At 31.9% G+C, this 22,378-nt stretch carries 17 protein-coding genes; 3 read left to right on the forward strand and 14 right to left on the reverse strand.

The features are described from left to right. Window positions 1-47: 47 nt before the first annotated feature. Complete coding sequence (locus ESZ48_RS14145) at window positions 48-1,217, forward strand: proline dehydrogenase family protein (protein ID WP_129018195.1); 1,170 nt, start codon at window positions 48-50, stop codon at window positions 1,215-1,217. A gap of 52 nt (window positions 1,218-1,269) precedes the next feature. Here the strand turns inward: ESZ48_RS14145 and ESZ48_RS14150 are convergent, their stop codons facing one another. From ESZ48_RS14150 to ESZ48_RS14165, 4 genes are read right to left on the reverse strand one after another with little or no spacing between them, the layout of a single operon-like run. Then, window positions 1,270-3,633, reverse strand: a complete 2,364-nt coding sequence (locus ESZ48_RS14150; RefSeq protein WP_129018156.1) for a GumC family protein — start codon at window positions 3,631-3,633, stop codon at window positions 1,270-1,272. 22 nt (window positions 3,634-3,655) lie between these two features. Next, window positions 3,656-4,429 carry a polysaccharide biosynthesis/export family protein gene (locus tag ESZ48_RS14155; protein WP_129018157.1) on the reverse strand — a complete coding sequence of 258 codons (774 nt, stop codon included), beginning with the start codon at window positions 4,427-4,429 and terminating at the stop codon, window positions 3,656-3,658. A gap of 33 nt (window positions 4,430-4,462) precedes the next feature. Further along, window positions 4,463-6,349 carry a polysaccharide biosynthesis protein gene (locus tag ESZ48_RS14160; RefSeq protein WP_129018158.1) on the reverse strand — a complete coding sequence of 629 codons (1,887 nt, stop codon included), beginning with the start codon at window positions 6,347-6,349 and terminating at the stop codon, window positions 4,463-4,465. Then, window positions 6,346-7,470 carry a DegT/DnrJ/EryC1/StrS family aminotransferase gene (locus tag ESZ48_RS14165; RefSeq protein WP_129018159.1) on the reverse strand — a complete coding sequence of 375 codons (1,125 nt, stop codon included), beginning with the start codon at window positions 7,468-7,470 and terminating at the stop codon, window positions 6,346-6,348. The genes ESZ48_RS14160 and ESZ48_RS14165 overlap by 4 nt, the downstream gene beginning before the upstream one ends. Window positions 7,471-7,795: 325 nt before the next feature. On the opposite strand from ESZ48_RS14165, the gene ESZ48_RS14170 reads away from it, so the two are divergent. Next, window positions 7,796-8,767, forward strand: coding sequence for an ATP-grasp domain-containing protein (locus tag ESZ48_RS14170; protein WP_129018160.1), 972 nt, complete (start codon window positions 7,796-7,798; stop codon window positions 8,765-8,767). Further along, on the forward strand, window positions 8,751-9,407 hold the full coding sequence (locus tag ESZ48_RS14175) for an HAD family hydrolase (RefSeq protein WP_129018161.1): 657 nt from the start codon (window positions 8,751-8,753) through the stop codon (window positions 9,405-9,407). Before ESZ48_RS14170 ends, ESZ48_RS14175 begins: the two co-directional genes overlap by 17 nt. A gap of 4 nt (window positions 9,408-9,411) precedes the next feature. On the opposite strand, the gene ESZ48_RS14180 is transcribed toward ESZ48_RS14175, so the two are convergent. The 10 genes from ESZ48_RS14180 to ESZ48_RS14225 form a co-directional block, all read right to left on the reverse strand. Continuing rightward, window positions 9,412-10,032 (reverse strand): sugar transferase, encoded by a 621-nt coding sequence (locus tag ESZ48_RS14180; protein WP_129018196.1) that lies wholly within the window; start codon window positions 10,030-10,032, stop codon window positions 9,412-9,414. A 5-nt stretch (window positions 10,033-10,037) separates the two neighbouring features. Further along, entirely contained in the window at window positions 10,038-11,183 is a 1,146-nt protein-coding gene (locus ESZ48_RS14185) for a glycosyltransferase family 4 protein (protein ID WP_129018162.1), read from the reverse strand. Between the two features lie 2 nt (window positions 11,184-11,185). Next, window positions 11,186-13,090, reverse strand: a complete 1,905-nt coding sequence (gene asnB / locus ESZ48_RS14190) for an asparagine synthase (glutamine-hydrolyzing) (RefSeq protein WP_129018163.1) — start codon at window positions 13,088-13,090, stop codon at window positions 11,186-11,188. Window positions 13,091-13,358: 268 nt separating this feature from the next. After that, window positions 13,359-14,510 carry a glycosyltransferase family 1 protein gene (locus ESZ48_RS14195; protein ID WP_129018164.1) on the reverse strand — a complete coding sequence of 384 codons (1,152 nt, stop codon included), beginning with the start codon at window positions 14,508-14,510 and terminating at the stop codon, window positions 13,359-13,361. A gap of 2 nt (window positions 14,511-14,512) precedes the next feature. Beyond that, window positions 14,513-15,577: a glycosyltransferase gene (locus ESZ48_RS14200; RefSeq protein WP_129018165.1), complete on the reverse strand. Its 1,065-nt coding sequence runs from the start codon at window positions 15,575-15,577 to the stop codon at window positions 14,513-14,515. Between the two features lie 741 nt (window positions 15,578-16,318). Next, the gene (locus ESZ48_RS14205) at window positions 16,319-16,858 is read right to left on the reverse strand and encodes a serine O-acetyltransferase (protein ID WP_129018166.1); all 540 of its coding nucleotides are present in this window, start codon (window positions 16,856-16,858) and stop codon (window positions 16,319-16,321) included. 109 nt (window positions 16,859-16,967) lie between these two features. Then, entirely contained in the window at window positions 16,968-18,095 is a 1,128-nt protein-coding gene (locus ESZ48_RS14210; RefSeq protein ID WP_129018167.1) for an O-antigen ligase family protein, read from the reverse strand. A gap of 470 nt (window positions 18,096-18,565) precedes the next feature. After that, entirely contained in the window at window positions 18,566-20,113 is a 1,548-nt protein-coding gene (locus ESZ48_RS14215) for a lipopolysaccharide biosynthesis protein (protein WP_129018168.1), read from the reverse strand. Window positions 20,114-20,323: 210 nt separating this feature from the next. Then, a complete protein-coding gene (locus ESZ48_RS14220; RefSeq protein WP_129018169.1) occupies window positions 20,324-21,277 on the reverse strand; it encodes a glycosyltransferase family 2 protein in 954 nt (317 codons plus the stop codon). 3 nt (window positions 21,278-21,280) lie between these two features. After that, on the reverse strand, window positions 21,281-22,378 hold the full coding sequence (locus tag ESZ48_RS14225) for a glycosyltransferase family 4 protein (protein ID WP_129018170.1): 1,098 nt from the start codon (window positions 22,376-22,378) through the stop codon (window positions 21,281-21,283).

Raw genomic sequence — 22,378 nt, forward strand, 5'->3', positions numbered from 1 at the left:
AATCAAGAATGAATAATTAAATTTGCGTTTATTTTTACATAATGGCAATATCTAAAATTTTTGAAAATACAGAAGTCGCTTTTAGTCTTAAAAGTGATTCAGAACTTGATCGCGCTTATTTCTTGTTCAAGATGATTTCCAATGAACCTTTGGTGAGAATCGGTACTGCGGTGACGAATTTTGCATTAAAGGCCCATTTACCAGTAGAAGGTTTGATAAGGGCGACGGTTTTTGACCATTTTTGTGGTGGCGTCAATGAAGAGGATTGCTTACCCGTTATAGACAGGATGTATACTAAAGGGGTAAGTTCTGTGCTGGATTATTCAGTTGAGGGCCAAGAAGTCGAATCCCATTTTGATGCTGCCATGGAAAAGACCTTGAAGATCATCAATTTTGCCGACGAGAAAAAGTCTATGCCAATTGCTGTTTTTAAGCCTACTGGGTTTGGAAGATTTCATTTGTTTCAAAAGAAAGGCGAGGGAAAACCATTTACCCCTCAAGAGCAAGAAGAGTGGGATCGTGTGGTCGCCCGTTTTGATAAAGTATGCAAATTGGCCAAAGAAAAAGATGTAGAAATACTGATTGATAGTGAGCAAAGCTGGATGCAGGATGCTGCGGACGATTTATGTGAAGCCATGATGCGCAAGTATAATACAGGAATTCCAATTGTTTATAACACCTTACAGTTGTACAGATGGGACCGATTGGATTATCTTAAAGCACTTCATGAGCGGGGTCAGAAAGATGGCTTTACAATAGGGGCAAAAATTGTACGCGGCGCTTATATGGAGAAAGAGCGAGAAAGAGCTGATGACAAAGGTTATGATTCTCCGATTTGTGCCACAAAGGAAGCAACTGATTTAAATTTTGATGAAACCTTGGATTATATTCTTAAAAATCTAAGTACCATTTCATTATTTATAGGTACTCATAATGAGCAAAGTTGCTATTTGGCTATGCAAATCATGACAGATTTAAAAATTGATAAAAGCGACAATCGCGTATGGTTTGGTCAGCTTTATGGTATGAGTGACCACATTAGTTTCAACTTGGCTGCAGACGGCTATAATGTAGCTAAATACGTTCCGTTTGGACCCGTAAAGGATGTGATGCCGTATTTAATAAGAAGGGCAGAGGAGAACACTTCGGTTGCAGGACAGACGAGTAGGGAATTGATGCTTCTGAAAACTGAACGAAAGCGAAGAAAGTTATTATAAAAAAACTCCGATGTTAATTAGCATCGGAGTTTTTTTATTTATGATTTTTAAATTAAGTAAACTGATACCACTTTTTCTTGTTTTCAGGATTATCTCCATATCCGTATCCGTATCCGTAACCTTTTTTATCAAAGTTAGTTCCGTTTAACAACAGATTCATTTTTGGGAGTCTATGATCTTCATACAGCGGCTTGGCCACCGCAACTAAATGTCGCTTATCAATATTATCCGCGCTGACGACATAAATAAACATATCTGCATACTTGGCGATCAGTAATGTATCGCTTACTAATCCAACAGCTGAGGCGTCTACAATAATATAATCATATTTCTCATCAAAATAGCTGAATAATTCTGCAACCCTGTCATTTATTAAAAGTTCTGATGGGTTAGGAGGGATTGTCCCTGCTGCTATCACATCTAAAAAATTATTATTCTTTAGTTTGGTTACAATTTGATCCGGTGCAATAGATTTATCCGCAAGAAAGTCAGATAATCCAATTTGGGATGACGGTCTCTCGTTCAAGTACTGCATCACTTTTGGCACACGAATATCCATCTCAATCAATAAAACTGATTTCTCAGAAAATGAAATGGATGAAGCCAAGTTGGTGCTTGTATGTGATTTGCCTTCCTGCGCCCTGGTTGATGTAATAAAAATTTTCTTGGCACGTGTATTATGATCTTTTAATAGAAAATCTATATTAGATCTTAAGATCCTGAAAGATTCAGCTTTTGGTGAATAGTCGACTTTATCTATGAGGCGCGTTTTCTTACTGGTTTGTGGAATATCTCCAATATAAGGAATCTTGAGTGTGCTCAGTAAATCTTCTTTATCGTAGATCTTCGTATCTAGCATGTCTTTAAGAAAAACAAAACCAATTGGAATGGCAAATCCGAACAATAATGCTCCCAAATAGGTGAGCATCTTATTAGGAGCAACAGGACTAAAATCAGTGTAGGCGGCATCGATAACTTTAGCATTTGGTGTAAACATTCCTAAACTAATTGCTGACTCTTCTCTCTTCTCCAATAAAAACATGTACAGTGATTCTTTGATGCCCTGTTGGCGCTCAATATCTCTCAATTGTCTTTGCTTGGTAGGTGCGGTATAAAGTTGCCCGCGGATCCTAGCATCTTCTCGATTCAGACTATTAAGTGTTATTTGACTGGTTCTCTTCATACTTTCCAAAGAGCTTCCAAGATTTTGCTTTAATGCATCAATTTGATTATTTAAATTGATGACTACTGGATTTTTTTCACTCGAATTTTTCAATATTTTATCACGTTGGGCAACCAATTCATTATGACTTCTGGTGACTTGTGCAATATTTGGATCGTCAATGCCTATATTCGATGGTAAAAGATCAGAGCGTTTATTGTTTTCTTTTAATTCGTCTTGTAAATAATCAATTAACTGAATTGTATTCGCAGTGGAACTAATCTGAAATTCATTCTGTTTCTCACTTTCTAAATAAATATTGGCTTGAGACCCTAATGCAGTTAAATTATTTCGCTTTTGTATCTGTTCTGCGCTGAAATCTACTTCTTCTAATTCTTTAAAGACCAATTCAAGACGATTGTTTATAAAGTCAGAAGTCACCTTTATAACTTCTTCTTTATCCAAAATAACATCATTATTGTATTGCCTAATGATTTCGTTTAAGATATCAACTGCACGACTTGCAATATTATCGTTAAGCCACAATTTAATTACAGTGGACTCTTTTTCAACCGTGGTTGCTATTAAATTTTGATATTTATTTACAAGAGTCGAGATAGGACTAATTGTGATTTTTAAATTACTTCCTATTTGAGGTTGGTACTTATTAATATTTGGCACAATGACCATATCGCCAAATCCTGTTTTTATACGATCTCCAAAGGAAAAGAGTTGACCATCCGTATCATCACGGTCTAAAATAGATTTCCCGTCATCTTTAAACACTAAAAATTCAGATTGGGATTTTATCTTAATATACATTGTAGTATCCACCTGATGAATAATTGAATCATTAGCGAAAAAATTAAGCTTTATTGGTGGATTATCATATAACTCCTGTTCTTTAATTTTACCCTGATGATAGTATCCTATATTGAGATCAAGTTTTCTTACAACATTGGAGATAATAGATCTAGAAGTTATGACTTCAATCTCATCGTTTATTTTACTGTTGCCATCTGAAAATAAACTCCCTTTACTCATTTCAGATATACTTGGTAGTTTTTGTGACTGCTTATCGTCTTTTATCTTAATAGTTGCAGAAGCCTGATATTGATAGGTGGTATATCGTAGATAAGCGAAGGCAATACCTAAGGCTAAAATCACGAAAAATAGAATTAACTTCCATCTTGAAAGATAGAGATCTACTGTTTTCCTAATTTCATGAGTTGAATTCGTATTTTTGGATTCCATATTAATTATTATAAATCTAATATTATTTTATTAAGAACACTGCGATTATTGTGGTCAACGTACCGATTGCGGAAATTAGGACAGAATTGTTTTGATTATAACTTGATGATCTAATTTTGGCTTTATTCGGTTCTACAACAATCACATCATTCTGCTGTAAATAATATAATGGGGAACTAATGGCATTAACGGAGGTCAGATCTATTTTTGCAAATTTCTTTTTCCCGTCTACTTCCCGAATCAATAAAACATTCTGGCGTTTGCCATAAATTGTCAAATCTTTTGCCATACCAAGTGCTTCCGGAAGTGAGATGCGCTCATCCTGAATTGTGTAGGTTCCAGGATTTCCAACCTCTCCTATAATGGTCACAGTAAAGTTTACCAATCTAATATTAATAATAGGATCTTTAGCGTATTCACTTATTTTTTCTTTTAACATTTCCGTCAGTTCAATTCGTGTCATTCCCGCAATATGGAGTGTACCTAAAACAGGAAATTCAATATTTCCATTGTAATCTATTAAATAAGTTTGCTGTCTTGAGCCTCCTGATACATTTACAAGATCTTCACTTGCAGAAATAAGCGCTAGGTTAAAGGGTTGCGCTGCAATTGGATCAGCAGCAGAGACGTTTATTGTCAAAATATCATCTGGTTTGTAAATTAACTGTTCTGGAGATGAATCTATGTACCCTGCACTTAAAGGTTCATCTTGAAAATAAACTAGATCTTTAGGTGTTGCACAAGAGGTAGCCAAGGCAATGGATAGGACTAAAATTATAATAAAAGGTGTTTTCATGAATATAGTTTAAAAGATTCGAAATATTGAGGATTATTTTTTAATATCTAAAACTTCGTATGTAGAATTATTAGAGATATATTCTGGGATCAATAGCTTAATATAAGATACTATCTCCAAGGGTTGTGTTATAGAGTTCACACCACAAAGCTTATTAATTTGTCGTTCGACATGATCGATATCTACATATCTAGATTTAGCAATCATTATTTTTTCATGGTATGTTCTTGTAGTATTTTCGCCGTCTGCCAGAAGTTCTTCGTAAATTTTTTCGCCAGGTCGTAATCCTGTAATTTTAATTTCTACATCCTCTGGATAACGTAATCCCGAAAGGATAATCATGTTTTTAGCAAGGTCAAAAATTTTAATAGGTACTCCCATGTCGAATACAAAAATCTCTCCGCCATTACCCATTGCTGCAGCTTCGATAACCAGTTGACATGCTTCCGGTATTGTCATGAAATAACGAGTGATATCCTTATGTGTCACTGTTAACGGTCCACCTTTTTCAATTTGTTTTTTAAATAATGGAATTACTGACCCATTTGATCCTAGAACATTCCCAAACCGAGTAGTAATAAATTTAGTATGTCCTTTACCTTTGAGGCATGTTACATATAACTCAGCCATGCGCTTGGTTGCTCCCATAACATTTGTGGGATTCACCGCTTTATCGGTTGAGATCAACACAAACTTATCAACCCCATGCTTAACGGCCATATCCGCAACATTTTTAGTTCCACCAATATTTACACTTACTGCTTCAAAGGGATTGTTTTCCATTAATGGAACATGTTTATAAGCAGCAGCATGGAAAATTAATTTTGGTTTATATTCGTTAATTATTTGTTCTATTCTAGTTCTGTTCCGGATATCCGCAACAATACATTCAATGTTTTTTAGACCTTTTTGTCTGAATTCTTGTTGGAGATCATAAAGTGCAGACTCCGAATTATCCACAAGTATTAGCTTTTTATAATTATAGAAACTTACTTTTCTACATATTTCACTTCCTATTGATCCCGCAGCACCTGTAATTAAAATAACTCTGTTATCATATTCATCTGTAGGATTAATGATAGAGATTGGATCCCTTCCGAGTAAATCCTCAATTTTAACATCCTTAATTTGTCCAATGCTTAAATCGCCCTCTATCCAATTTTGGACCGGTGGAACAATTTTTACATGTAACCCTAAATCAAACAGATAGCCTGTGATTTGGAGCAATCTTGTTGGGTCAATATTTTGTATGGATACGATAATTTCTTCGATATGATGCTTTAAAACAAATTCAGAGGTAATCCGATCCAAATTGTAGACGGGCAACAGGTTTATTTTTTTCCCAACCTTGCTTTCATTATCGTCAATAAAACCTATTACAATGTAACTGTTCTGGGGGTCATTGCTAATAGCATCATAAGTAATCATCCCTGAATTTCCAGCACCGAAGATCAGGATGTTTTTAGTGGCGGTAAAATCGTTATTTATCGCATTGTAAAGCGATTTTATTGAGAGTTTAAAACCTATGATGAGCAGGATGTTTAGGAGTAAATGGATGTAAATTATTGAGCCAGGAATATCAAATATATAACTGTAATTGTATTGACGGCTAAAATAAGTAGAGATTATCAAAAGTGTAGCCAAAATATTTACACCAATGATGATATTTATGATGTCCTTATAACCAGTAAAGCGAACGACCCCTTTATGCGATCTTACCGATAAAAAGCTAATCAAAGCAGCTAGAGCGACATACGGAATTTGGGCGATCATTAAATTAAGATCAAAATCAATTATAAAATTAAATCGGATAAAATAGGCCAGAAATAAGCTCACAATGACAATACAGATATCTAAAAAAAGCACCAACCATTTGGATGCATATTTGTTGGATATTTTATGTAAAAACTTGTACATCATGCATTAAAATATGTTTTAATTGTACTCAATACTCTATCACGTTCATCATCATTTAAATTTGATCCACTAGGCAAACAAAGGCCTCTTTCAAACAGTTCGTCTGAAACACCATTTAAATATCGTGGTGCTTCCTTAAATATCGGTTGTTGATGCATTGGCTTCCACAATGGTCGAGACTCAATATTTTCCTTTTCGAGCATGAGTCTTAAGCCTTCTCTAATTGTCATGGACTCCAATAGTATACAGGACAACCATCGATTTGAAAAATGACCATTAGGTTCTTGTAAAAATACAATATTATTAATGTCCTTTAACGAATTTAAATAAAACTCGTGATTAGAGCGACGGTTTGAGACATGGCTATCCAGAATAGTCATTTGACCGCGACCTATTCCTGCTATTATATTTGACATTCTATAGTTATATCCTATGTGGGAATGTAAATAATGTGGTGCATCATCTCGCGCTTGCGTAGCTAGAAAAACGGCTTTTTCCTTGAGAGATTTGGTTTTTGTTACCAGTGCCCCGCCTCCCGAAGTAGTAATAATTTTATTGCCATTAAAAGATAAGATAGACAAATCACCAAATGTTCCACATTTTTGCCCTTTATACTCACTTCCTAAGGACTCTGCGCTATCCTCAATTATAGGAATGTCGTATTTTAAACCAACATTATTAATTTCATCCACTTTATAAGGCATACCATATAAGTGAACAGCAATAATGGCTTTGGGCTTTTTGCCCCTTGCAATTCTGTCTTTAATTGCTGTTTCCAGTTGGATTGGGCACATATTCCAAGTCTCACGTTCACTATCCACAAAAATAGGAGTTGCTCCTTGGTACACTATAGGATTTGCTGAAGCTGAAAAGGTTTTACTTTGACAAATAACTTCATCTCCATAACCTACGCCAAGCAATATTAGACTCAAATGCAGGGCAGAGGTTCCCGAAGCCAATGCTGCCACGTGACGGTCTTCCTCCAAATATGTTTTAAGGTCAAGTTCAAAACCATTGACGTTAGGCCCTAAAGGAGCAACCCAGTTAGATTCAAAAGCTTGATTAATGTAAGGTAATTCTTTTCCGCTCATGTGCGGTGAGGACAGCCAAATTTTCGGTTTCATAAGCAAAAATTGTTGAGTAATTTAAAATTACTATTCAATTCCATGTCAATACAGGGATCTGGGACACGATCTAAATATTGGTTAAATATGCAATATTCTGACCAAACGGAGACAATTTAAACGATTAAAAGTAGATATTTACGATGTTAAAGGAATAGAGAACATAATACAGTGTTAGTTCTTACTATAATAAAATGGTGTCTTAGTCCATTGATATGTCTTAATTATAAGTTTTATGGCGTTATTATGTCTAAATTTGTATTATCTACATTATATTTATCATCTCAAACAAAATATGTAAAAAGTAGTTTTCTAAATCGGACATATGAACATTTTAATAACTTCAGCAGGACGTAGAGTTTCTCTTGTAAGATCGTTTCAAAAGGAATTAAAAGCTTTTGACCCGATGGGAAAAGTGTTTACTACAGATTCGAGTCCAATATTGTCAGCCGCCTGTCAAGTTGCGGATAATTATTTCAAGGCACCAAGACTCGATGAACCTGATTATATAGATGTTTTAATAGATTTATGTAAAACACATAGTATCCGATTAATCATTCCAACAATAGATACGGAACTGTTGGAATTGGCGCAAAATAAAGAAAGATTTAAGGAGGAAGGAATAATCGTGGTCATTTCTTCAGTGGATTTTGTTTCTAAATGTAGAGACAAACGATTGATTCATGAATTTTTCAGAGATAATAATGTGCAAGTTGCCAAAGAATATTCTAAGGAAGATTATCAATTACCACTTTTTATAAAACCTACAGATGGAAGTAGGAGTGTAGACACCTATATTGTAAAGTCTGAGGCTGATCTTACAGAATATCATTTAAACAACGACAAGTTGATGTTTTTGGAATACCTGGATCATGATGACTATGATGAATTTACCTGTGATTTGTATTACGGTAAAAATCACAAATTAAAATGCGTCGTACCTAGAAAAAGACTAGAGGTTAGAGATGGTGAGGTCTATAAAGCTCTGACTGAAAACAATGCGTTAGTTCCCTACATTAGGAAAAATTTGACTCACATTGAAGGGGCCATTGGCTGCCTTACAACTCAATTTTTTCTTCATAAATCTGATTCATCAAAAATAGTGGGTATTGAAATCAATCCCCGATTTGGTGGTGGCTACCCATTGTCTTACTTATCTGGTGCTAATTTTTCGAAGTGGATCATTGAGGAGTATTTACTGGGTAAGCAGATAGAAGAAAAATTTGAAGTATGGGAAAGCGATTTGTTAATGATTCGTTATGATGATGAAATAATAGTTCATGGATATAAAGGTTGATTCGGAGACGGTCGTTGTTTTTGATTTAGATGACACCTTATATAATGAATTGGATTTTTTAAAATCGGCATATAAGGCCATTGCCAAATCTCTAGAACCAAACATGTGGGAGAAATTATATTCCCGAATGTTTTCTTTATATAGAAGTGGAATTAATGTTTTTGAATTTTTATCTCATAATTATAATAGAGAAATTCAGGAATTCGTAAATATGTACCGACATCATAATCCAGATATTAAATTATTTGATGGCGTTATGGAGATTTTTCAGGCTATCAAATCCAAAAACGGCAAAATTGCGGTTATAACTGATGGTAGATCAACCACACAACGGGTTAAACTTAATAGTTTAGGCATATTAGAATATATTGATTCTATTATTATTTCTGAGGAATTTGGTTCTGAAAAACCGGCCTTAGCGAATTTTAAGGCCATTGAACACTCCTTGCCTGGAAAAGTATATTATTATATAGCCGATAATTTAAAGAAGGATTTTATTGCCCCAAACAAATTAGGTTGGAAAAGTATTGCGTTAATAGATAATGGAATGAATATACATAATGAATCGTATCTTTATATGGAGGAAAAGTTTTTACCGCAAATGTTTTTGAGAGAATATAAACATTTGAATATTATATAAAGGATTAATTTTCGTTATGACTTTTAGTGCCTTCAAAATAGGGCATATCTATATTTTCAGAGTTGTTAATATCTGCTCGGTTAATTACTTTGTCAATTGTTTTTAAGATTATCTTAAAATCCAATGAAGGGGATTGATTTTCAACGTAGTAAACATCCAATTCAAATTTCTGTTCCCAACTTATGGCGTTTCGTCCGTTCACTTGCGCCCAACCGGTAATTCCTGGTAAAACCTCATGCCGCTTAAACTGTCGTTGATTATATAATTCTAAATATTGTGGCAGAAGAGGCCGTGGACCAATTAAGCTCATATCGCCTTTAATTATATTTATTAATTGAGGCAATTCATCTAATGACAATTTACGGCATAGGTTTCCAACCTTGGTCACTCTTTGCAGACCAGGGAGTAATTCTCCAAACTTATCCACTTTATCATTCATTGTCTTAAATTTAATAATTGTAAATATTTTTCCATTCTTTCCGGTTCGGAGCTGATAAAAGAATGGTTTCCCATTATTAACTATTAAAAAACAAATAACTAAAAAGATAAATAGGGGGGAAATAATTAAAAGGCCAAAGAAGGCTGCTAAAAAGTCAAAAGGACGTTTTATAAAGGTTTTGTAAATCATTATCAATTTAGGTTATTATATAGATCAAGTAACTCTTCCCAAACTATACTTCGTTGATACTTATTTATAATATTCGGTCGAGCGTTTTTTGCTAAATCCTGAGTTAGTTGTGGGTTGTTATGCAGTTTCAACATGGCATCTCTTAAGGCCATACTATCTTTGGTTGGAATGATTAATCCGTTATAGTTATCTTTTATGATTTCATTACATCCATTAATATCTGTAACGATACAAGGTTTTTCCATGCAACTTGCTTGTAAAACGACGTTGGGAAATCCTTCTCTGTAAGAAGGAAAAGTTAAAACATTACTTAATGCAACATAAGGTCTAATGTCCTTAATATTGCCCACTTCATGAATTTTTGGATTATTAACAATTAAAAACTCGCTTTCCGGACTTATCGGATCTAAATCTGATTCTTTATAGCCTACCAGAATCAATTGGACATTATCATGAGAATTTGTGATCTCATTAAAGGCAAGAATGAGCTCATTTATACCCTTGTCCTTCACAATGCGCCCAATGAACAAAAACACGGTATCAGATGTCCTAATCTTGAGCTGATTTTTAATTTTTTCGACACTCTCCACCGGTACTTTCTTTAAATCATAATGGTCTGTATCAATACCATTCGAGCTTCCATTTGCTATGACTTTTAACTTATCTTCCTTGCAAAAATTTTGGTTTATTATAATATCTTTTAGAGCGAAGGAGTTAGGTAAAATTAATGTTGCCGAGGTATAGGTCAACTTTTCAACCCTATTTAAAAGCTCTCGTTTAAATCCGTCGGTTTCAAGCAAGGGCAATCCTGCCACCGTGTGGAGCCTATGTGGTACGCCAGCTAATTTGGCAGCAAACATTCCTAGGGTACCCGCTTTTGGGGTATGGGTATGAACTATAAAGGGCTTTTCCTTTTTAAAAATATGAAACAGTTTATAAAGTCCTATTAAATCTCTTAAGGGAGTTATAGTTCTTGTCATTTCAACTGGAATTGTTCTCACGCCTTCATTTTCTGAAATTTTGTAAAAATCGCTAGTTTTACTCGATATTCCAATGACTTCATAATAATTACTCATAAAATGTAATTGACCCTTCAATAAGGCCCATATTGAGCCTGGAATGGTGGTAACACGTATAATTTTTTTCATTGTTAATTAAGCATTAAGTAAGTGTTTAAATACCATTTCTGAAATGTATAAAAGCACCAAACCTGCATACTTCGATCTTCTTTTCCGGAAATATGTTTATTGACCAAGTTGCCAATAAAAGCATCATTAAAAATACCTTGGGACTCTAAAAATTTTGGTGCAATATAAGATTCTAGCTCTGGTCTTAAACTACCTCTCAGCCAGTCTCCAACAGGAACTCCGAACCCTTGCTTGGATTTATTTAAAAAGTTAGGCGGAAATTTATCCACAAAAGCCTCTTTGAGTATGTATTTTTTATTCCATCCATTTAACAAGTAACTTTCGGGTAATGAGTTTGTTAAATCCCATATGCTTTTATTTAAAAAAGGAGCTCTACATTCTATAGAATTAAGCATACTTGTTCTATCCACTTTCACCAGCATATCACCTTCTAAACTAACGTTCTTATCAATCATTCTAAAGTCTGTTAAACTTTTGGGATTTTGCTGATTATATTTTTCTTTAAATTCTGCAAATGTATCAGTAATTACATAATTGTGTTTTAGTAATTGTGATTTTTCGGAATCACTGAAGGCTAATGAGATAATGTTCCAATACTGATTTCCGTCATAATCAAATGCATTAAACAATCGGTTAACTCTAAAACGTTTTCCTCTGTTGTCATCTTTAGTATTCAGTAATCCAGAAGAGAGTTTTAAAATCCTCTTATGAACGGATTTTGGAACTATAGAGGTGTATTTATTGTTTAATTTGCCCATATAATATTTATTGTATCCTCCAAAAACTTCGTCACCGCCATCTCCAGTTAAAGCCACTTTGACATAATCGCTTGCATGTTTCGATACCAGATAGGTAGGTAGGGCAGAGGAGTCGGCAAATGGTTCATCAAAATTTAACAGAATATTGTCAATTCCATTTTTAAAATCCTCTTCTTTAACAATGAATTCATGGTGATTGCTATTGACGAGTTTTGCAACCACCTGCGATTTGTCGGTTTCGTCATAATCTTTTCTTGCAAATCCAATTGAAAATGTTTCTACCCTTTCATTAGTTATTTGAGATAGACAATGTGTTACTACTGAAGAATCTACCCCTCCAGATAAAAATGTACCTAAGGAGACATCTGCAACTGACCTACTTTCTACACTTTCCATTACTTTGTTGTAGACCTCTTTTTTCGCACTACAAAATGAAATGTCTTGCTTTTCCGTGGATTTGGGTTTTTCAATCTCGTGAATGGAGTATTGGTCTGTGCCTAAGTCAAAATCAATATAATGATTACTTGGTAGTTTAAAAATATCCTGATATATAGAATATGGCGAGGGTATATAGGTCAATCTAAAGTAAAGATTTAGACCTTCTTTGGAAATTGCAGGGGTTTTGGCAAGGCAACTTACAATTGATTTTAGTTCAGAGCCGTAGATGAAATCTGTTGTTGTCTTAGTGTAATACAAGGGTTTTTCTCCGAAAAAATCTCTTGCTATAAACACTTTATTTTTGACTTTGTCGTGAATGCTAAACGCGAACATTCCATCCAATTCTTTAAATGCGGCAACACCTTTTTGTTCATAGAGTTTTAGTATAACTTCAGTATCGCTCATCGTCTTAAAAATTACTCCAGAACTTTCTAGTTGTTGCTTTATAATTCTAAAATTATAAATTTCACCATTAAAAACTATAGCAATGTTATTGTCATTGGAGTACATAGGTTGCTCCCCTGTACTTAAATCTATAATAGAGAGGCGGCGCATGGCCATAGCGACAGAAATTGATCCAGAAGTGTCAATATAAAAGCCATCATCATCTGGACCACGATGGAAAATGAGCTGGTTCATTTTTGCTAATTCAGTTTTTAACAATCCTTCTTCTTTGTGACTATTATTTAAAATTCCGTTTATTCCGCACATTGTACCTAAGCATTTAAAAATTTTTATTCGTCACTACCATGACTATTTCTTTAATGTTTTGTCATTATAATAAATTGGTTGCTTTCTATAGCTTAAATATATTACCGATAATCGAATCATTACCATAAAAACCAAACTGTTAATTTTTGACTCATTTAATACACCATCTTTAATTATAATTATATAGAAAAATAAGTAATTCATTACACTCATGCATTTGCTTAATTGCAATATACTTTCTTGATTTTTTTATCTATCCGTTTATTTCCTATATTATATTTAAATAAAATATTTGTAATTTTTTTGCATTTTCAAAGATATCATATCCACCTTCTTTAATTTGATTAAAGGTATTTTTTCTATTATAATTAATGTTATTTAATACACTTTCTGCCCAATGAAATTCTGGTTTTTCAAGGTCTATAAATGTTATAAGTCCAGTTATGTCTACTTCCTTCGTTACCGTGCTAGAGGTAATTATTTTTAGCCCAGAGGCCTGAGCCTCAATTAGAGTTACAGGCAATCCTTCATATAATGATGGGAACAAAAATAAATCGAAGCCCTGCAATAGTTCAGGAATATCATCCCTTAACCCTAGAAAGAGAATATTTTTATAAATATTTAAGCGTTTAGCTTCTTCTTTTACTTTGTCTTTTAAGTTGCCATTACCAATAAGTAATAAGACACAGTTATTATTTTTCTTGTAAATTTCATTAAATATTTTAATTAATAAAAAATGATTTTTCTGTTCGTTAAATCGTCCTACATGACCAATGACTTTTTTGTTTTTTATACCAAATTCTTCTTTCATTTTATCCGCTTTTATAGTATTATAACTAAAAGATGATGCGTGAATTGCATTATTAATAATTGTAACTTTAGTTTTGTTTTTTTGTCCAAATAGCCAATCTCCAGCTTTTTCTCCACATGCAAAAAAGTGAGTGGCTACTTTTTTAACTTTTCCTCTAATTAATGATTGGACAAAGTCTTTTAAGGTAGCTTTTATATCTGTATTTTTTTTGAATATGTTTTTAAGTACCATGGACTCTACGGCTAAATGGCTATGTGCAATTCTATAAGGGATATTTTTACTTTTTGCTACACTCAAAATAATGCTGCTTAGCGCATTTAGATGAGAATGAACTATTTTATATTCTGGATGTTCAGAAAAAAAAATATTTAACTTTTTTTTATATAAAAAATAATTTTTTGGTGATATTGCAGGCATTCTATAGATTTTACCACCAAGATATTCTATCTCATCATCAAAAAAACCTTTATCTTCTCTATGGAGCAAAAAATCAAACTGCACTTTATTCTTGTCTATATGTCTATAATAGTTCATTATCATCGTTTCTGCTCCACCAAGATTCATAATTGTTAAAACATGTAAAACTCTAATAGGCTTTTCCTTATTCATAATTAGTCAAATAGTGATTCATACTGTTTAATTATATTCATTTTATCAAACTTTGTTTCAACTGAAGCTCTTACTTTTTGAGGATCGAAAGGTAGTGCATTGTTTAAATAGAAAAAATATTCTTCTTCGCTTTCAACTAAATATCCGTTAACTTGATGCTGAATGATTTCTTTGGTTCCTCCAGGCACGTTAAATGCTAAAACGGGTGTGCCTACACAGCAACTTTCTAGAACGGTATTAGGAAAGCCTTCTACATATGATCCTTGTAAAAACATATCACTTAAAGCCATATATTTTGAGACTTCATTAGTAAAAGGGATATATGTGAATTTATTTTCTAAATGGTTTGTTCTAATCGCTTCTAAAATATTGTCTTTTAATGGACCATCTCCAATAATTGTGTAATGAAAAGGGAGTTTTAATTTAGCAAGTAATTTGATAATTCGTAATTGTCCTTTTTCCTTACTTAATCTACCTACTGTTAAAAAGCTAATAGGTTTTTGAGAGTCTGTATTTATTTCTTTTAAAGGAGGCAAATTTGTTATAGGGTTATTTATTATAGTAACATTTTGATTTTTCACGTTGTAGATATTTATAAAATCATCAGCCATATCTTTAGATTGACAAACAATTTTATCAACCATTTTATAACTACTCCGCGATAAAATATCATATATACTAATTTTTTTTTTATAAATTGGTTTGCTATGTATTTGATTCATTAAAGAAATAATACTAGCTTCTCTAATTATAAATTTAGTTTTTAAAAAAAATGGAGACATTAACCCCATAACTGTATTTAAATGTCCAATAGAGCTTACTACTACATGAGGTCTGTGTTTCATTAGATAACAAAAAATCTTGGAAACTGCATTTAAAACTCTTTTTTTTTCTAAAAAATGAACATGTATACTATCTATTACGTAAGCAGCATCCTTTTTATATCCGGTGACTAAGATTTTGCTATCATATTTGGTTTCATTTATATTTTGAGCGATAAATGAAATAACTCGCTCTGCACCACCAGCAGTAAGGGTAGGTAAAATAAAAAGTATTTTCTTTTTCATAAATTAGACATGGGACAAACCATTTTTTGAATTAGCTATTTGTAATTATACCTCTTCGATCATTTTATTCATTTAAATGGTCTATGGTTAATAGTTCTTTCATATGAAGGTATATTTAAAAAAGAAGTAGATGATTTATAGAACGAGATAATTAATAGTATGCAACTTATTTTTATTTAGGCTTTAGGTTTTAATTGAATTATCCACCATGTCTTTAATCTTTCAAAAGAGTGTATCAAATTGTTTCTTATGTTCGTTTAAGTATCTGCTTTTCAAATGAAAATCAAATTTTTCTGGTTTACAAACTGTATGAAAGGAAGAATTAAATATATATTTATCTAAAATTAAGGCAACAATAGTAATCATTTTTTGGTAACCTACTGTACATGAGTCTAATAATATAAAATATACGGTTTTTTTTGTGTAGACATTGAGTTTAAATTTGGTTTTGAGACTTTTGTATGTTGCAGTATTACCATTTTAAATTTTCAATAATAAATAATCTTTCCATAATTGCGATGATGGTATTTAAAATAACGTTGTTGCGAAAATCCTTTAACTTATTAGTTATGTCAAAAATTATCTACGAATTGTATTATAGCAAGTTGATAGGCGCAAGAATTTAAATTTTGCAGACGAAATTTATGATGCAAATTAAATTGTGAAGTATTACCAATATTATAACGTAACTCTATTGTTTTACTTAATATTAATTATTTTATTAAATTTTTAGCTAGGAATTTATCTCAAAATATTGTTTATATATCCCTCTGTTGGGTTCTCTTTCTTAATAATTTTTGCAGGATTTCCTATAACTATTGAGTTGCCAGGAATATCCATATTTACAAATGAATTGGGGGCAATTAACACATTACTTCCAATATTTATTTTCCCTGCAATCACACAACCGGTTCCTATCCAAACATTATCGCCTATTGTAGGGCAACCCTTATGTTTGCCTCTATTTGCCTGTCCTATTGTTGTTAAATGAGCGATGTTACAATTCTTCCCTATTTTAGCATTTTCATTAATTACAATAGTACCAAAATGCCCAATATAGAAACCCTCACCTATTGAGGTTTTTACAGGAATCTGAAATCCGTATCTATAGCCAAGTCTTTTAAGTATAAAGTAATAGTACAGACCAAAAGCTGACATTTTTTTGTATTGAGAGGCCTTACGCAAATAATACATATATCTAAAACCTGGATTTCTTTTCCCCTTTGAAATAGTCGTTGAACCCTCATAACGAAATAAATCTGCTCTAATTATTTCTTTCATAGTGTAAATATTCGATTTTATAAAAATTCATAAAAAATAAAAATCTGATAAAATCAAATTTAGTAATTGTATTTAATCTTCTTTGTTTTAGATTGTTGAAAAGTTATAATTAATTTTTTAGATTGATGTTTTCTGTTAAAGTATTTGTGTTAGAAAGAAGTCGCTTTTGTTTAACAATTTGATATTGGATCCACATTGCTACAAGTGTCAGATAATAAAAATTAAAAAAGTTATGATTAGCTAACAAAAATACACTTAATGCGATGGTTTGCATAATTAAATAGGGGGTTTCCTTGAAAAAATAAATACTCCAATAAAATAAATATATAAAATAACCTAAAAACAATAAAAAAGGAATTATACCTCCTTCTCCTATAATTAACAAATAAGTATTGTGTACGCCTACAACTTTTCCCATTTCTCCTGAAAAAGTATCATATCCATTTCCAAAAATCGGTGATTGATATATTTTATCATAGTGTAATGCCCATGTGTCAGTGCGCGAATCTTCAGTTATCTCTCGGTTAGAAACATTTTCATTATTAATAATATTTTTTAATTGTGTAAACCTCGGATTGTTTAAACCTACGATGTCATCAATTACTAAAAGGGAACTAAAGATTAAAACTCCAACTCCAAGGATTCTGATATTCTTAATACTGATTTTTAAGGAGATTAAATTTAATAATACCCAAATTACAATAAATGTGCGAGAAAAAGTCAATAAGCCCATTAGAGTAAATATAAACTGTCCAAAAAGTTTTAAAGGCAAATTTTTTAAGCCATAGGTCAATGCATAGCCATAAATACAAATAAATCCGGCTACATTTGGATTAAGATAAAATCCCGCATAACGACCTGTTCTGATTGGGAAAAATATGGTTTCAATGCCTATACTTAAAGAACCTAACAAAATAAAATAAAAGAGCTCTTCTTTACTAACTCTTTTAATAAGTTCGTAACCACCTATTACTAAGACAAAATACTTTACAAAATTATTAATAAAAAACTTTGTTTCACCATCATATTGAAAACTAGAGATTGTGAAGTATAAAAATGCAATTAATAGAATCCACCAATTTGGAGTTGTCTTCTCTTCCAAAAAATAGTATAATGCTAACAGCGAAATTATTAGGAAGCTTAGTGAGCTACCAAAAGCTGGACCCAGAGTGGCAAGAGCTATTGATGGTAAATTCCATAAAACCAATGCTAATATTACTATTCTGAGAATCTTCATTTTAATGATTTAATAAATTATTTTCACTATTTTTTTAATTCTTTTAGAAAATTACAATTAAGAATTTACTAATCCCTATTTTATTATTTAAGCCATAGACTATAAGAATTAAATTTTCGTTATTAATTATAATCACTTGTATCGTTTAAATCACATGCCATTGATTTTGGTGAAAATATTATCTGTCGTGTTTATTTAAATTTTTTTATATACATTGTGTTTGTAATATTACAAAATTTGATAGACGTTAAGACAATTTAGGTTTTATTTTCCCATCAGAACATGCCAAAGTAGTTTTAAGTTCAATCAAATAATAAAATGATGTGAATTTCATAATTCCTAAAAAATAATTCCAAGAGTTTCTACTATATATTTAATAAGTTTATAATAAAATAATTTTGTTACCTCAATTGGATGGTGATGCAATTTGATAGAATATTTCCTAAATAATTCTGTTAAATAAATATTTCTTAACTATTTCTGCTAACCTTATTTTTGATCAATTTTATTATTCTAAGCGTAAAATCTCTAAAGCCTTTTGAACTGATATACATTAGGAGACCATACACAAAAATAATTATGATACTTAACTTAATTGCATTTAAACCCCATGTTAAGAGAGTAAAATTGCTCTGAGTCAAAAAATTATTATGAAAAAAATTGACAATAGTAGCCGTAATGAAAAAAATAAATAATAAAGGAACAAATCGCTTCCAATAGTTCCATATACTGGTATTGAAACCTTTAGAGTATAGAAAATAGGGTTTCCATATCATATAAGTTCCAACTAAACTAAAGTATGTTCCTGACAGTACTCCGAAAATACCCCATAATTTTCCCAAAATTAAAGAAAGAATTAGATTGGATATGATATCAAAAAATGGTGCCCAGGTATCAGAAAACAAACCGTAAGCATTCATGAAATGTTGAACAGGAGATTTAATAAGATTAATAAATAGAACACCAATCATTAATAGAAGAATAGATTCTTGAAGAACATAATCTTCTCCAATCCACAATACAATAAAAGGAGTAATCAGGTAATAAGTAGCAAGACTAAAAAAGCCAGCTATAAAAAACTGTAGTGCCATCATTTCCCAAAAAACTTTATCAATATTTTTTTTATCATTTTCGGCAACTAAGTTTCCAATACCAGCGCCAGTACCAGCAAAAATAACTTTTATTAAACTTTGAAGATTCACGAAAATAAGTTGATAGTTTCCAAAAAAGGCAACACTCTGTATATTTACTAAGGCATATATCAATATATTATCAGTTCCATCTTTTACAAAGGAACCCATCTTATGGATAAATAGCTGCTTCGTTTTTTTAATTATTTGAGGATATTCTTTTATTAAATTACTACCATCTTTTGAAGCTATTATTAGCCATGGATAGTGCTGTTTAATTTTTATTCTAAGAATAACGCTTAATGTGATAGCAAATAGTAATTCCATTATTACCCAAGCATAATAACTTTGTAAATAATAAGCTAAGAGGGCCTGTATAAGAAGTCTGACAACGTTTATACTTTGAAAATATACTTGTACAACATAACCCTTTTGGTCAGCCTCTAACAAAGTCATGTGATAGTTAAAAAAATAACTTAATAACGATGACATTAAAAATGAGAAAAATACAAAGTATATTAGTGATAAGGAGAAATCGGTATTGCCAAAGAAGTACGGTAAAAAAATAGATACAATTGCGCCAGCACCGAAAATAAATATACCAATCCTTTTATATAGTACCCCTAGAAGAGATATGATTTTATTTATTTCTAATTGGTTATTATTATAAATAGGTTTATAAAGCGAATAACCAATAGCAGTGCCAATTCCTAATTCCGCCAAATTTAAAAAGCCCAATATGCTTCTTAAGGTAGAGGTGAGACCTATAAATTCATCACCCAGAAAGTCAAGAAAAATTTTTCTAGAAAAAAACTGAGCAAAAATTGAAATAAGAAAAAAAAACGCACCGACCTTAGCATTTTTTACAGACTTAGAAACTCTAGACATTTTTTATAAAATTTTAATTAGAAGCTATCTGGATTTATTTGTTCTAAAAAGCTTTATGTCTAAATTTATTGAAACCGCACTTGAGGTGTTAGGCGCAAAATTAAAAAGTTTTAAAATAGAAGTCATACGTTTCTTATTAAATTAGTTCTTATGAATCAGTACTTCTTGTTCTTCATTACAAACTTTTTTTTGAATTATATTCAAGGTTATTTATCTCAATAAATGTTTAAAAGGCCAACCTACAATAAAAATAATCTTTAGTTTTCGATTGGGAAGAGCACGGATATAGTCGTGCTTTTTATAGGGTAGATAATGGGCGGCTCGTAAAAGAGTATAGATTCGTCTAAGAAAAATTTTTGGTTGTTTCCAAAAATAATTTCGAGAAAACCAATTTAAAACGGAAAATGAATATACAGCCTGGCCGAAAGAATTTTTTTCATGATCCTTAATGGACAATCTATTGTGGGTGTTTGTGTAATAAACTCTCACAATTTTATTAACATATAAAGTGTTAAATCCTTGATTAGCAATGAACATCCAAATCAGACCTTCAGGAATTAGACCTCTAGAAAACATATTGGGGTTAATAGTAATGTTTCGCAAGATTTCAGTTTTTGTAAATCCCCATCTCTCTTTCTCATTTGGGTAATAAAGTTCCTGTTTAAAGGAATTACTGTAGAACTGATCTTCAGGAAACTTATCACCAATTATATTTCCTGAAGCGTCCATGCATAAAGCAGTCACCCCACTTATCAATTTCTTTTTTTCAGAGGGTATTGATATATAGGCTTCATCGAATAAGAACAAAGCATTTTCTACACATTCATCATCTGAGTCTAAAATAACTAAGAATTCACCTTTTGCAAGGCTTATCGCCTGAAAGTAGCACGCCATTTTATGCTGGTTATCTATGTTGTTTATATAATTGACATCAAACGTAGCGTTCTTCAAAAGTTCTAATGCTACCTCATGAGAGCGATCAGTAGATCCATCATTGATCAAAACCAATTCAAAATTTCGAAAAGTTTGATTGTTCAAAGAACTAAATACTCTATGAAGAGTATCTTCTCTATTATATACAGGAGTAAAAATTGTAAAGCGATATTCAAATTCCTCCTTTACGTTTGATGCTTTGTAGGTCGGTATAAACTCTTTGAAATCCATGTTTTAAGTTAAGATTTGGTTAATGATATTTTTCCAATCTGTATTTATTGTTTGAGGCAGAAACTCAGTAGTACTTTCCATGGCTCTTTTGCTGAATTTCTTCCTTAAGTTTTCATCTATCATAAGGGTAGTTAATCTATTTTCTAATTCTAGTTGATTTTCTACTTGAATCAAAAAACCATTTATACCAGAATTTATAATTTCCGATGGTCCTGAAGGACACGCGGTAGAAATACAGGGTAAACCAAAGTACATAGCTTCTGTCAAAGCATTAGGAAACCCTTCATAACGAGATGGAAATACGAAAATACTTGCATTATTATAGTAGTCTTCAACATTGTTGACGTTGCCTACTAATGTTACTTTTTGTTCTAATTTTAGTGAATAGATGAGGTCTTGATATTGACTCTTTAGCTCGCCATCTCCGACCAATACAAGTTTCCAGTCAGTATTGTCAACATTTGAAAATGCATTGATAAGCAAATCTTGATTTTTTTGTACAGTCAAACTTCCAACATTTAAAATAATATTTTCTCTTGAGTTGTAAGTTTCTTTTTTTGCAATTAATTCTGTGGCTAATGGATTTTTTATAATTATAATTTTTTCTGAATCCATAAAAGTCTCAAAATATTCTTTTATAGATGCTGTTTGAACTACTAAAACCTGCGAAAATTGATAAGAGAAATGTCTTAATTTTTGCCAAAAAATATTTAGTTGACGATGATCAGGATGAATTCTTTCACTGATGATACAAGGTTTTCCATTTAATTTTGATGCAATGGAAAGGTAAATGTTGGAAGTTGTCATAAATCCAATACTTAAGTCTATTTGATTTTCTTTTAAAATTTTCAGAACCGATGAAAAGATTTTGAAGTGGTTTTTTAAAGATTGAAAAGCTTTCGGTTTTGGATTGTATAATTCAGTGCAGTAAGTAATCGATATTCTTTCGTCCAATTTATAGAAGGGCGTACATTTATATAGTAATATGATTGTAATGTCAAAGGAATTGACTAGTTCATTAGCTAAATTAGATACGACGCGCTCGGCTCCACCGGCATTTAAGCCTGAGATAACGAATGCTACTTTGTGCTTTTTTGACAT

It is taken from the genome of Gelidibacter gilvus (assembly GCF_004115975.1).
Classification (GTDB): Bacteria; Bacteroidota; Bacteroidia; order Flavobacteriales; family Flavobacteriaceae; genus Gelidibacter; species Gelidibacter gilvus.